This is a genomic window from Halalkalibaculum sp. DA3122 (genome assembly GCF_043951865.1).
GTDB lineage: Bacteria > Bacteroidota > Rhodothermia > Balneolales > Balneolaceae > JAMQKA01.
Window position 1 is genome coordinate 49784 of record NZ_JBINJF010000025.1, and the last position, 14473, is coordinate 64256.

Sequence of the window (14473 nt, forward strand, 5' to 3'; positions counted from 1 at the left end):
TGGAAGTCGGCCGGAAATAACCGGGTTCAGGAGACAATCTGGCTGAAAAGTGTCACTGCCTTTTACAACAATTGTCAAAAACTTAAATAATCATCTTCTTATATTAATTATTATGCCTGTAATTACAAACAGTTATCATATGAAGTATGAGCAGTTTGGCAAGTAAAATAATCGCGGTGGTAACGGTGTTCCTGGTGGTCGGATTGTTGATGTATCCGAAGATTAAACCTCTGCTGGGTGAAGAGAATGCGTCATCATCTACTGCTGGAAATAATGCCCCCCTCAAAGTGGAGGCGTTCGAAGTAAAGCCGGATACCGTTAATGATATCATTTATACCACCGGCACCCTTATTGCCAACGAAGATATTGAGCTTCGGAGTGAAGTTTCAGGGCTGATTACTGACATTTACCTGCAGGAGGGCCGCCCGGTAAAAAAGGGCGATCTGCTGATTAAGATTAATGACAGCGAGCTGCAGGCACAGCTCAAACGGGCCCAATATCGCCTGGAGCTGGCTGCCGAGCGGGAGAGTCGCCAAAAAAAGCTGCTTGAAAAGGGCGGGATCAGCCAGGAAGATTATGATGCCACGCTGAATGAGGTGAACGTCCTGCGCTCCGAAGTGGCCCTGATCCAGGCACAGATCGACAAAACCGAAATCCGGGCTCCTTTTGATGGTCAAATCGGGTTAAAATATGTAAGTGACGGCAGCTACATATCTCCTGCTACGCGCATAGCATCGCTGCAGAGCATCGACCCGATAAAGATAGATTTTTCTATACCGGAGCGATATGCGGGTAAAGTACAGGAAGGTGACCGTATCCGTTTTTCCGTGCAGGGAACGGATGAGGAATTCACAGGTGAAATTTACGCCATCGAGCCCAAAATTGAGTCCGAAACCAGAACGCTGCAAATACGCGCGCGAAGTGAAAATAAGCAACGTAAACTGATGCCGGGCGCTTTTGCCGATCTGGAACTCACGCTTGAGACGATCACAGATGCAAAGATGATTCCCACCATTGCGCTTGTCCCGGAACTTCAGGGACAGAAGGTGTATATATATCGGGATGGGCAGGTCGAACAGCAAAGCGTGCAGACGGGGCTCCGTACGGAATCAAGCGTGCAGATTATCGAAGGTGTCGAGTTTGGGGACACCATTTTGACGACCGGCCTGCTGCAGGTGCGTCCCGGGATGCCGGTCCAGCTTCAGCAGGTCCAATAAAAATTGTAAACGGGATTGCTATGAGTCTCTCATCACTAAGCATTCGCCGGCCGGTGCTGGCCACGGTATTCTCTATCGTGATTCTTCTGTTTGGAATCATTGCGTTTACCTTCCTGGGCGTGCGCGAATACCCTGCCGTTGATCCCCCGATTATTACGGTCAGTACCAGCTATATCGGGGCTAATGCGGAAATTATTGAGTCGCAGATCACCGAGCCGCTCGAGGAGCAGATCAACGGCATTGCCGGAATCCGGACCCTGACCTCGGTAAGCCGGGAGGGACGGAGCACGGTGACGGTGGAATTTGATCTGGATGTGGACCTCGAGACCGCCGCCAACGACGTGCGCGCCCGGGTATCGCGTGCCGTGGGGAACCTGCCGCCTGATGCGGAACCCCCGGTCGTCACCAAGGCCGATGCGGATGCCAGCCCGATCCTTTTTTACAACATAAAGAGCGATTCCCGCAACCTGCTACAGCTTACCGAAATTGCGGAAAACGCGTTCAAGGAGCGCGTTCAAACCATCCCAGGGGTGAGCAATGTGATGATCTGGGGCGACAAGACGTACGCCATGCGCCTCTGGATGGACCCGATGAAACTGGCGGCCTACGATCTTACCCCGCTGGATGTCAGAAACGCCGTGCTCCGCGAAAATGTGGAACTGCCCTCCGGGCGTATAGAGGGGAACCTGACCGAGCTTACGGTTCGTACCATGGGCCGGATGACCCAGGTGGAGGAATTCAATAACCTGGTCATCAAGGAATCCGGCGGGAACACCATCCGTTTTCGGGATATCGGCCGGGCGGAACTGGGACCACAAAACGAGCGAACCATCCTGAAGCGGGATGGGGTGCCGATGGTAGGCGTGGTGCTGGTGCCGCAGCCGGGAGCCAACCAGATTGCGATCGCTGATGAATTCTATAGACGGGTGGAAAGCATCAAGCAGGACCTGCCCGCCGATATCGAAACAGCGGTGGGCTTTGATACGACCGAGTACGTGCGGGCGTCGATAGATGAGGTGCAACAGACGATCTTTATCGCGCTGGCGCTGGTTATTCTAATTATTTTCCTGTTCCTGCGCGATTGGCGTACCACATTCATCCCGATTATCGTTATTCCGATCGCCTTGATCGGCTCCTTTTTTGTGATGTATATCGCCGGCTTTTCCATTAATGTGCTGACATTGCTGGCTATTGTGCTGGCCATCGGCCTGGTCGTGGATGATGCGATCGTGGTGCTTGAAAATATCTATTCCAAAATGGAGCAGGGACTGCCGCCCATCCAGGCAGGAATTGTAGGGTCAAGAGAAATTTTCTTTGCGGTTATCGCCACCTCGCTCGCGCTGGTTTCTGTGTTTATGCCGATACTGTTCCTGGGCGGCGTTACCGGTCGCCTGTTCCGGGAGTTTGGAGTGGTGATTGCAGGTGCGGTCGTGATCTCCTCGTTTGTGGCGTTGACACTGACCCCGATGCTCTCTTCAAAAATGTTGAGGGCGGGACAAAAACACAGCTGGTTCTATATCAAAACAGAACCCTATTTTAAGCGCTTGAACAAAGCGTATAAAAGCACGCTTGAATCATTTATGAGGCACCGGTGGATTTCCATAGCCACAATTGGGATTTGCGGGCTCTTTATCTGGGGACTGCTGAACGTGGTGCAGCAAGAGGTGGCCCCGCTGGAAGATCGCAGCCGCATTCGAATGTTTGCCCAGGCACCCGAGGGCGCTTCTTTTGAGTATATGGATAACTACATGGACCGGCTCATCACGCTCGTTCAGGACAGCGTGCCCGAAGCAAAATCCATTATCTCGGTCACTTCGCCCGGCTTTGGGGCTTCCAGCTCGGTCAACTCGGGATTTGCATTCGCAATTCTTACCGACCCGGATACCCGGGAACGTTCGCAGGATGAGATCGCAAATGATTTGACCCGCATGGTCGGGAATCTTTCCGGGGCGCGGACTTTTGTCACTCAGGAACAGACCATCGGAAACAGCCGCGGCGGGCTGCCGGTGCAGTTTGTGCTGCAGGCTCAAAACCTTGACAAGCTGAAGGAGGCGATACCCGTTTTTCAGGAAGAGGTCCGCAACAGCAACGTATTCACCGTACAGGATGTGGATCTGAAATTCAACAAGCCGGAACTGCAGGTTCAGATCAATCGGAACCGGGCCAAAACACTGGGAGTATCCGTACGCGATATTGCCCAAACCCTGCAGCTGTCGCTGAGCGGGCAACGATTCGATTTTTTTGTGATGGACGGCAAGCAGTACCAGGTTATCGGGCAGGTGGAGCGGGCCAACCGGGATGAGCCTGTAGATTTGAAAACACTCTATGTCCGGAATAACCAGGACAGGCTGATCCAGGTTGACAACCTGGTATCGGTGGCAGAGCGGAGCAGCCCGCCACAGTTGTACCGCTACAATCGCTACGCATCGGCCACCATTTCTGCGGGACTAACCCCGGGCAATACCATTGCCAACGGCATTGACGAAATGAATGCGATCGCTGACCGCGTGCTTGATGCCTCCTACACTACCAGCCTTGCGGGACCTTCCCGCGATTTCGTGGAGAGCTCCTCCAGCCTTTGGTTTATCTTTGCGCTCGCACTCGTCCTTATTTACCTGGTGCTGTCGGCCCAGTTCGAGAGTTTTAGAGACCCGTTTACGATCATGCTTACCGTACCGCTGGCCCTGACCGGCGCGCTGATTACGCTCTGGTACTTCAATGACACGCTCAATATCTTCAGCCAGATCGGGATGATTATGCTGATCGGGCTGGTTACCAAAAACGGCATCCTGATTGTGGAGTTTGCCAACCAGCGGCAGCGCCAGGGTCTAAGCATATACGATGCCATTATGGATGCGGCGGCAGTACGGTTTCGCCCCATCCTGATGACCAGTCTTTCAACGGTGCTCGGCATTTTGCCAATTGCCCTGGCCCTGGGAGCGGGAGCGGAAAGCCGCACCTCGATGGGTATTGCCGTCATCGGCGGACTTATTTTCGGCAGCGTCCTGACGTTGTACGTAATCCCCGCAATGTACACATACCTGTCGCCGGTAAAAAGCGCGGATGATATCATCGACCAGGAAGTGGTTGAAGAAGCCGAGCGTAAATATGAGCCGGTGAAAGTTTGATTTCATTAAATCAACTAAATTTATCAAATCTGTTGAAAGTTGAGGGTTACAGGTTGAAAGATAAACCTTCAACCTTCAACCTGTAACCTTCAACACGAAGTATGTATATGTTTCGAAGTCCTATCCTGACCCTGATTCTCATCGGTGCTATAACCACAAATGTAACAGCCCAAAACCAGGAGCTGCTCACACTTGACCAGGCGATCCGCATTTCCCTCGATAATAATTTTTCGATCCAGATTGCCCGGAATAATGCAGCTATTGACGATAATAACCAGTCGTACGGCAACGCAGGCTTTTTCCCTGAGCTTACGGCAGCGGCTTCGCGCAGCAAAAGGATCGAAGACAGCAAATCTGAGTTTTCCGGCAACAGTATTCCTGACCGGGACGTGAAGGGAGCCGAGACAACAACCACCAACGCCACGGCCTCCCTGAACTGGACGATATTTGACGGACTGGGTATGTTCACCACGTATGAAAAACTGGGGGAGCTGAAGAAGCTGGGGGCGATAGAATCGCGATTGACGATCGAAAACAATGTGGCCCAGATTATTACGGCATATTTTAATATCGTTCGGCAGCAAAAGATAGCAGAGGTACTTGAAAGCACGTTGGAGGTGTCGGAACAGCGTATCCAGATTGCCGAGACGCGCAAGGATCTGGGGTCAGGATCGGAATATGATCTGTTGCAGGCGCGGGCCGACTATAATGCTGATCGGGCCGCCGTGATCCGGCAGGAAGTCACCCTGGAGGATGCCAAAATTCTGCTGAACGAGCTTATGGGTCGGAATGTGGAAAGCACCTTTTCCGTACAGTCCGAGATCCCTGTAAATACCGACTTGGTATATGGCGAAATCATTACCCGGGCGTTGTCCGGAAATATAGAGCTGGCGCTGGCTAAAACGAATGAACGGGTTACCGAGCTTGAGATTCAAGAGATTAGGGCAGAACGGTTTCCTGAAATTGATCTGAACGTGGGATACGGGTATAACCTGAATGAGTCGGCTGCGGGTTTTATGGAGCTCAGCCAGAATAAAGGCTTTAACTACGGGCTCACGGCTCGCGTTACCTTGTTTGACGGGTTCGATCTAGAGCGTCGCAGGCAAAACGCCGAGATAGCACTCAAAAATCGCCGGCTCTCTATACGGGAACAGGAGCAGCGGATAAAGGCGGGCATTAATTCCGAATTCAACAACTATCTCAGCGCTCTTCGGCTGGTTGAGCTGGAGGAGGAAAATCTTTCATACGCCGAACAAACGGTTGATATCGCCCTTGAACGATTCAAGCTGGGTACGATCAACTCTATCGAACTTCGGGAAGCCCAGCGCACCCTGATTGATGCGGAAAGCCGCCTTATCCAGGCCCGGTTTGAAGCCAAGGCCGCTGAAGCTGAACTTTTCCGACTGATGGGCATCGGGAGCAGCCAGGTTGATCGGTAAACTAAACGGGTCTGAAAAGCAGAGATTAAATTGGCTAAATGGGGCTTGGACTAGGTGTACCTAGTGTTGACCAAGAGAATATCTCAAAAAATACCCTCCCCCGATTACATCAGGTTCTCACAAGATAGTGGCCAGCACCTGCAAATTGAACTCCTTACCACGATAGCCGGGAATCGGGAAGAGTTATTTTTTTACTCTGCGATTAGATCTTTCGATAAAGAAACAATCATGTAAGTGAAGTATTTTCAAATGTTTGTAACAACTATTGAAGTGGGAGTTCTTACTTGTAGATCAGGTAAATGTTTTTTGAATATTTACCGGGAGAAGAAGTGTGGCAAAGGATTGATCAACAGGTAGTGGATAGTACATTTTACATAACTGCCTGATACCCGTCGGGCGGATTGGGAAATGTTGAATATTATCACTTATTTTAGACTGCTGAATCTAAGGGAACCGATAAACCGGGAAAGGCAGGTCAATCATATCCACATCAAAACGAAATAAACACCAAATGTTAATCAAGAGGTATATGAACTAGATAGGTACGGGATCTATTGCCATGTCAGATAAAAAGATTCATTCGGTAAGAAAGGTAACCCCGGATGAAAACAATCTTTGGGAACTGTTTTTGAATGGAAATCTGGATGCGTGGGAACAGATTTTCACCCTGTACTATGAGGACTTGTATGGATATGGCCTCAAGCTGTCGGGACGCCCGGAGCTTACCAAAGACTGCATCCACGAGCTTTTTGTCGTGCTTTGGGATCGCAGGGAGCATCTCTCCGAAGTGGATTCCACAAAGGCATACTTGCTGGCCTCCCTGCGAAGAAGTCTGCTGAAAAAGATAAAGAAACGTCGCAAATATTTTGAGGAGCAGGAAGAACCGTTGGAGAGTATACCAAAGATTCAGTTCTCACCAGAAGTCATCTTGATCAAGGATGAAGTGAAGGCGGAAAAATTGAAAGCGCTGTATAAAGCGCTGGATGATTTGCCCAGCCGCCAAAAAGAGGTGCTCTACCTGAAATATTTCAACGGGATGAGCTACGATGAGATAGAAGATATCCTGTCAATCAAGTACCAGTCGATCAAAAACCACATCTACCGGGCGATATCCAATCTCCGTGAGATTATGGGAGATGATATCACCAAAATTGCAATTTCATTACTTCCCCTCCTATTGTTTGTGTAGCCTCTTGCATGAAAGCCTGCTTTCAATCCATCATTCGACTACATCACGCTGTAGTATCGTCTCCGCGATTTGGTTTTATCACACATCCGACGAGAAGCCCCGTCTATGGTTGAGGGCTTGTGCATCCACGCATCCCCATTCCGGGTTAAAGACGAAGATGAGTGAAGGAACACGAGCAACCAGGGCTAATTCAGGGACGGACGACCCGGTGGATCAGGTAGCTCGGTTGCCCCCCTCTCCCGTAAGCAGGGTAACACCGAGGGTAACGGCGGTGGTAGCCGCGGCAGGGAGAATCCACCAACGCGGATGCCGTTCCCAAAAGGTTGCAGGTGGAGATCCGGGCGATGAGGCAAAAGCCGTTTTTGTGAGTGTGCTTGCCCTGCTGCTCGAGGACAGCGCCGGCGGGCGGAGTTTGGTAACCAGCGGAATATCTGTTGCCAGTTGGCCGGTTGGCGGAGCGGATTCATACCAGTTGCGAAGATGAATTACCGGCTCATCATTGATTTCGATTATCAAGACCAGGTAGCCGTTGTCGGCATAGGCGGGGCTGTTCCACCGCTGCTGAAGTGTTACTGCAACAATACCGGGTCGCGTGGGATGCTCATAGACTGTAGCCCGGCGGAAATCGATCTCTATATGATGACCGGAATCGTATACTTTGCGCTTCAGGCGTTGAATATATTGCGAAGGTGACATGCTTAGGTACCAGAATCCGGGATTGCCGTCCTCCCGGGGATATGCGTTTATCGAGCCGGTAACGATCTGGGCATTGTCAGTAAAAAAGGTGGGTATGGCCGCAGTATCTTGTCGTGCCAGGGTGGTACGGAACGTATTAAGAAATGACTGAACGTACAGCTGTTTTTCGGGAGTCGCCGGTATTTTGTAGTCCAGTATCAGCTGAAAGTTATGGATGTCAGGGCCCAGCCGCGCGTCGATGAGTTGTGCGCGACGGTTAAACTCCAGGATCAGTTGCCGGTGTTCCAGCGTGTCGGTCTGGCTGGTACTGACTTAGAGATCCTGCACGCGATACGTTTCATCTGCCTGGCGGAGCAGGTAAATGGGGCCGGGCTGCCGGATCGTTGATATGTTGTGACTGTCCACCAGTTGGTTCAATCGACCGATTGCGGGGTGCTGACCTGTCATCGTAAAGTCTTTCCATCCCCGGGAATCGTGAATCCCGCGCTTTATTTCCGCTATATGGTGGGCGATATGTTCTTTAAAGCCGGTTGCGCTCGTTCCGAGTACCGGGCCGGGTCGTTCCTGTTGAGCGGTCACTTGTTGAAAAGAGAGCAGCCAAAGTATTGCAATTAACGAGAATAGCTACTTCATGGCGTTTTCTTTTAAGATGTTCATAGCGTTGGATAGGAGATTTGGGAGAGTGGTTATTTGATGAGGATCATCTTCCGGGTTTTGATCTGCTGACCGATTTTTATGCGGTAAAAGTAGGTTCCGCTGGCCAGCCGACTTGCGTCAAAAGAGACTTCATGCCAACCTGCCGATTGTGCCTGGTCTACCAGCGTACCTACTTTTCGTCCCAGAATATTGTATACCTCCAGCAATACGTTGTTTTTGCTGTTTAGACCATACCGTATAGTCGTCGTCGGGTTGAATGGATTGGGGTAGTTCTGCTTGAGCGAAATTTGCTGGGGCAACAATCCCTCCCGGACGGCATCAAGTTCAGAGCGGGAGCCGGTATAAACTTCAAACTTCGTGATTCCCTTTTCGACCGCCAGGCGGTATCGGTCACCATTGTTGAGGATTTCAGAGCGCCCGCTTTGTGGGTTGGTAACCAGTACGCCAGACTGGGAATCCATCCCCTCCATGCGAACGGTCCACTCGGTCGTGGTGGCTGTTTCGGACTTCACCCGAATGATATAATGGTTGTTTCGGCTGTCATGGCTGTCTCCCAGGGAATAAAGCAGCTGCTTGCGTTTTCCAAGCTGCTTCTGTTCAATGGCTGCACCGAACCGACTTAGATTCAGCGGCGGGTGGTATTGATTTAGTTCTTTTCTCACCTCGGGGTCGCTGGCATAAGCAATAGCAATAGTGCTCTGCAGGTCGTAATCTGTTGCGGCGATATCCAGCTCAACCCGTTGGGGATCGGTTTTCTTTTTCGCCCGGCTGTTTTCCGGATTGCCCCGTTTGGCCAGGCTGGTGTAGGGGATCTCCAGTTCATATTCTGAACCGGTGTCGTTGTACAGGTAGTATCCCCGGTACGGCTGCATCTGTTCACTTTCCGAAAAGCTGCCTTCATATCCAAAGAGCGGAGCCGAGAAGTTGTTGAACACCTCAATTTGTTCCCAGTCGGCGGTCCGTGTAAAGGGGTTGCTGATAATATTCCAGCCGGGTCGAAGCGTGATGCTGTAGGTATCGTTATCCGATATTGTGACCGGAGGAATTTCGTCGTCGATATTAACGGGGTTCCGACTCAGGATCCAGTATCCCACACCAGCCCGGAAGTTGAATGCCTGGGTACCTGAAAACTCTACCAGGTAGTCCTCGGGTTCGCCGTTGTCAGCAAATACTTTCCAGTCTGTCCCGTAGTCTCCTTCAAAGAGCTCCCGAACAGGGGTTTCTTCGCTGCCCGGCAAGCCGACCAGCCGGTAGTCAAACGACTGCAGATCGTCACTGGCTCCGGCGTCAGGCTCTCCTCCTCCCGTATCGTCACCAAAAACGATCTCTACGTCCGCAGGCGTGCGTTCAGAGGGCGCGCGTGTCGTAAAACGACGGGTTGGTGACCAGTCGCTCCGGGTCTGTGGAGTCTCTACCCGCACGGTCCAGTAATAATCCGTATCGGTTTCCAGTCCACTGAAAGCTACTTCACGGGCATCTGCCAGCGTATCGGCGACAAGGTTCTGCAGTTCGATATCCCCTGCAAGTCGGACCCGGAATCGGACCTCTTCATATTCCGAGGTCCAAGTCAGCTGTGGCGCAATGCTGATGCCCTCTTCCCGGGGAGCGGGGAACCGGAGCACAGGGGCGTGCGCCCTGGTATAAAACTGCCGGTAGGGCGACCAGTTGCCGGACCCGCCGCTATTCTGCGCCCTCACCCGCCAGAAATAGCGCTGGTTGTCCTCCAGCGGATCGGAAAGCCTGAATGAGGTAGCTGCCAGATCCGATTGGCTGAATATGACATTCCGGAAGTTCTCATCAGCAGCCAGTTGCAGTTGGTAGGTTTCTGCCCCGTCAACGGGCTTCCAGGTCAGTTCAGGCGTCATTGAGACCGACCCGGTTTCATTTAACGGCGTGGAGAGAGTAACCGGCTTCGGTGCGGCTGGCACCGTTTTGAACTGGTATACTTTTGACCAGGCCCCGTCTCCCCCGGCGTTCACACCCCGCACCTGCCAGTAGTACCGGGTTTCGGTATCCAGCTCCGGGGAGATCTCAAAAGAGGTGCCGTTGATTGAGGAGACTTCAACAACAGGAGAAGAGAAACTCCTGTCGGTCGACAGCCGAAGCTCATAGGTTTCAGCTCCCGTTGTCGGCTCCCAGGACAGGGAGGGAAGCAGCGGCATGTTTAAGTCCCCGTCCGATGGTTTCACAAGTGTTATCTGGTCAGGCGGGTTCGGAACAGTGGTAAAGGAAAACGCCTCTGACCAACTTCCGGCAGTCCCGTGATTGATGCCCCGGACTCTCCAGTAGTAGGTGGCGTTGCGACTTAGCGGATGTTGCAGGATATGCTGGTTGGTTTCGATATCGGTTTCCTGCAGAACCAGGGACTCCTGTTCAAACGAGGCGGCGGTCGCTATTTGTAACTCATAATGCGTGGCCGGGGAGATTTTTTTCCACAGGAAAGTGGGAGAGAGGTCGATATCGCTATCAGAATCAATGGGAGCAGCCAGGGCAACGCGGCTTGGTACCTCGGCACGTACCGTGAGGGTAAACGTGGTGGTGATATCAGTCCCGGCCTGGTCGGTAGCGGTTACCTGCACGGTGTTCTCCCCGAGGTCGGTGTCCGTGGGAACTCCCGTTATACTGTTGTCTGAGGAATTAAACTGTAAGCCCTCCGGCAGTCCGGAAACGGAGAGCGTGATGGTATCTCCGGCATCCGGGTCGGCAAATGCGTCATCGGGAACGGTGAACCTGAACTCATTATTTTGTGTGGCTTCTTGATCCTCAATTCCGGCGTCTACCACGGGAGCGTCATTCCTGTTGTCAACCGTCAGGTCAAACGCGGGCAGGGAAGCGGAGGCATCATCGGGATCACTGACAGAGATGGTGATATTTTCAAATGTGCCCACATCATCATTGCCAGGGGTACCGGAAAGCTGACCGGTGGCGGGATCGAAGCTGAGCCAGTCCGGCTTATTCTGAATGGAGAAGGTCACCTCGTCGCCGTCGGGATCGGAGGCGGACGGGGTGAAGCTGTAGGCGGCGCCCTGGTTTATGGAGGTCGGCGGATCCCCGGAAATGACGGGCGGATCATTGACATCGGTTACGTTGATCGTAAAGGTCTGGCTGGTGCTGTTTTCCCCGTCGTCCGTTTCTACCGTCACGGTGTATTCATTATCCCCGTCGTTGTCAGCGGGTGCTTCATAATCCGGGGCACTGGCAAACGTCAAGAGGCCGGTGGACGGATCAATTGTGAATTGAGGACCGTCCCCGGAGTTTGCGATCCTGTATGAGACATTTTCGTCGGCCCGGCCGCCGTCGCCGTCGTTGGCGTCAATATCGATGACAGGGTTCGTGTCCTGCTCGGAAAAAGCGATACTGCCACTCTCCCTGGTAATGAAGACCGGAGCCTCATCCACATCGTTGATATTAACGGTCATCACTGCGGCAACAGGAGGGCTTCCAGGCTTGTCGTTGACCTCGACCGTGAGACCGTAGCTGGAGGTGGTTTCGTAGTCTAGACCTGTGTCATCGGCAACGGTGACCTTGCCCGAGTTGTCAACAGCGAAGATGCCATCCGGGTCGCCACCGGTGATTTTGAACGTGGCGGGGGGATCCCCTTCGGTTGAGATATAACCCACTACCGCGCTGTTTGATGCTGTCTCATTAATGGCGCCGATCTGTTGATCGGAAAGCACGGGCCGTGTATCGGCAACCGTGACAGTTAGGTTTTGGCTGACGGAATGAAGACCGTCATCGGCCTCAATAAGCAGCTCGTATACGTTGTCCTGGTCTTCATCGGCGGGAGACTCGTAATCCGGGCTGTTATTGAATTCCAGCTTCCCCGTTTGGGGATCCAGTGAAAAACGTCCGCTGTCGGTCCCGCCCAGCGCATAGGTGATATTCTGGTCGGAACTCCCCCCGTCGCCGTCGTGTGCCTCGACATCGAAAACAGTTCCGGTGCTGTTTTCATCCACAGTGGCTGCCGGACTGGAGGTGATGACCGGAGGCCGGTTCTCGATAATGGAAATCCGGGTATTGCCCGCCTTTTCCGTAATATCCAGGGAGAGGGTATCGATACCGGGTGCGTGGACGATGATGTCATCGGCACTGCCAAAACCGTCGCCGTCGACGTCGATCTCAATTTTACCGCTCAGGGTACGCACCGTGGCGGGGTAGGAGAGTCCCGTGGTGCTGGTGACCAGCAGGGAGTTGCCCGTTGTGGCATCAGTAACCGTATCTCCGTTCAGTTCTTCCGGCGTCCCTTGAATTTGGTCTGCGCCATTTCCGAGCGTGATCGTATCGGCTCCCTTCCCGGGGCGTACCAGGTCGTCCCCGTCGTCTCCCGCAAAATGTTCTCCGGCGTCACTTCCAATAAGGATGTCGTTACCCGCTCCACCTTCAATGGAGCCCGTAATTGTACCCGATTCAGCAGTAAACGTGTCGTCACCGTCGCCCAGGTTTACCGCCGTACCATCGCCCCCGGCTATATCTCCGCGGTTAATAACAGTGTGATCCGCGCTGCCAAGCTGCAGGGCCACGCTGCCCGTACTTTCAAGCGTTCCACCCGACTCATTGACCAGTGTACCGCCGATGGCCCCGTCGATTCGCAAAGCGTTGCCTGCAGAAGATATCGTGCCGGAGTTGATGACACTGCCGTCCACATCTTGTGCCAGATAGCCCCCGTAGCTGTCGCCGGTAATAGTACCGCTGTTAAATAAATCACCCTTGACAGAAGTACGGAGATCAATGGCTGTAGCGGCGCCGGCAAGGGTTCCCGTATTGGTGAAATTCCCGCCAAAGGTGGAGCCGTTGTCGATAAAAATGAGTTGCCTCGTTGGCGCACCATAATCGTTCTTGACAAGGCCGTTGTTTTCAAATCCGCTGGCAAGCGTGGTGTTTTGGATGTAGAAAGCGAGGGTCGGGTCAGTGGAACTATTTTGGCCTTGTTTCAGGTCGCCGTTGTTTATGATCTTTTCAAATGAACTGTCATCTGAACTAAAGATATAGGCCCCGTTGGTGCCCGTACGCGTTACACCGGGGGCGATTTCCAGTACGGCATTGACTTGCCGCTGCTTGCCGGAGACAAAAATCTGTTCCGAGGATGTCTCCGGCTCCTCGATGCGGATGGTATCGAGGCTGCTGGATTCCACCTGGGCCAGCCCGATCGCCTCGTAGACATCGAGCCCGCCCCCCGTCGGTACGTTCCCCGGCTTCCGACTTGCCGTCAAAGGAATCCTGGGAATCCCCGTCCACTACAAACGTTTCTGCCACATCATGGAGTGTAATATCAACTGCTTCACTGGCCGACAGTCCGCCGTCATCGGTGGCTTCGATCGTCAGCGTTACTGAAGTGCTCCCCTCATAATCCAGGTCAGCCGCATCATCCACCGTAATTTCGCCTGTTTGGGGATCGATAGCAAAAGCCGAGGTGCCATCGGAGTTGTAATCCTGGTTTCCATTTGAAATACTGTAAGAAACGTTATCATCGGCCGAACCACCATCCCCATCGGTCGCATCAATATTTACAACAGGTGTTCCGGGTGAAGCATGCTCATCAACACTTGCTGAAATAGGAGTCGATACAAAGGATGGCGGCTCGTTGGGCTCCGACTCATACGCCCCTATATCTACGGTGCCGCCCCGGGTGCGCTGGTTGCCGGCAATATCGGTCGTAACACCTGATGGAATAGCATCGTTATCGCCGGCATCCACAGCGGGTGAACTGGGCTGCAAGACCAAGCCATCGTCGTCGGTGAACCACTCACCGTCTGGCCCGGCGGGATTAGCAGCGTCTACGAATTTGGGATTGGCATCGATGTTATTTCCGCCGTCATCATTGGGATCTCCATGCACTCCTGATCCGTTTACCCCATTTTCAACAAGTGAATAACTGATGGTAGGGGTTGCATTAAAGTTTTCAATATGATTTCCTTTATCGGAAGCATTATTACCGTAAAATATAGTGTTAGTAATCGTTGGAGTGGATGTACCATTGGAGCCGTCACTGTATAAAGCTCCAGCATTATAATCAGCACTATTATTGGTAAAAATAACATTAGTTATCGTAGGACATTAGTGTCCCGTTAAAAGTCGAAGAGTCCCAATTGGTTACGGGATTGGGCCTCAATATCGCTGAGTGTTTGGTCAGAAAATAGCTCTTTAAGG

General features: G+C 52.5%; 8 protein-coding genes. 4 read left to right on the top strand and 4 right to left on the bottom strand.

The window, feature by feature from the left end; all coding sequences use genetic code 11:
• Window positions 1–146 precede the first annotated feature (146 nt).
• The 4 genes from ACG2F4_RS14730 (at window position 147) to ACG2F4_RS14745 (ending at window position 6973) form a co-directional block, all read left to right on the top strand.
• On the top strand, window positions 147–1217 hold the full coding sequence (locus tag ACG2F4_RS14730; RefSeq protein ID WP_395261646.1) for an efflux RND transporter periplasmic adaptor subunit: 1071 nt from the start codon (window positions 147–149) through the stop codon (window positions 1215–1217).
• 20 nt (window positions 1218–1237) lie between these two features.
• Window positions 1238–4345 (top strand): efflux RND transporter permease subunit, encoded by a 3108-nt coding sequence (locus tag ACG2F4_RS14735; protein WP_395261647.1) that lies wholly within the window; start codon window positions 1238–1240, stop codon window positions 4343–4345.
• A 107-nt stretch (window positions 4346–4452) separates the two neighbouring features.
• Window positions 4453–5784, top strand: coding sequence for a TolC family protein (locus ACG2F4_RS14740; protein ID WP_395261648.1), 1332 nt, complete (start codon window positions 4453–4455; stop codon window positions 5782–5784).
• Window positions 5785–6343: 559 nt separating this feature from the next.
• Window positions 6344–6973 carry an RNA polymerase sigma factor gene (locus ACG2F4_RS14745; protein WP_395261649.1) on the top strand — a complete coding sequence of 210 codons (630 nt, stop codon included), beginning with the start codon at window positions 6344–6346 and terminating at the stop codon, window positions 6971–6973.
• A gap of 213 nt (window positions 6974–7186) precedes the next feature.
• Here ACG2F4_RS14745 and ACG2F4_RS14750 read toward each other — a convergent pair whose 3' ends face one another.
• The 4 genes from ACG2F4_RS14750 to ACG2F4_RS14765 form a co-directional block, all read right to left on the bottom strand.
• Entirely contained in the window at window positions 7187–7669 is a 483-nt protein-coding gene (locus ACG2F4_RS14750) for a hypothetical protein (protein ID WP_395261650.1), read from the bottom strand.
• 312 nt (window positions 7670–7981) lie between these two features.
• Window positions 7982–8248 (bottom strand): hypothetical protein, encoded by a 267-nt coding sequence (locus tag ACG2F4_RS14755; protein ID WP_395261651.1) that lies wholly within the window; start codon window positions 8246–8248, stop codon window positions 7982–7984.
• A 107-nt stretch (window positions 8249–8355) separates the two neighbouring features.
• The gene (locus tag ACG2F4_RS14760; RefSeq protein ID WP_395261653.1) at window positions 8356–12969 is read right to left on the bottom strand and encodes a putative Ig domain-containing protein; all 4614 of its coding nucleotides are present in this window, start codon (window positions 12967–12969) and stop codon (window positions 8356–8358) included.
• A 334-nt stretch (window positions 12970–13303) separates the two neighbouring features.
• Window positions 13304–14161 (bottom strand): cadherin domain-containing protein, encoded by an 858-nt coding sequence (locus ACG2F4_RS14765; protein WP_395261652.1) that lies wholly within the window; start codon window positions 14159–14161, stop codon window positions 13304–13306.
• Window positions 14162–14473: the final 312 nt, after the last annotated feature.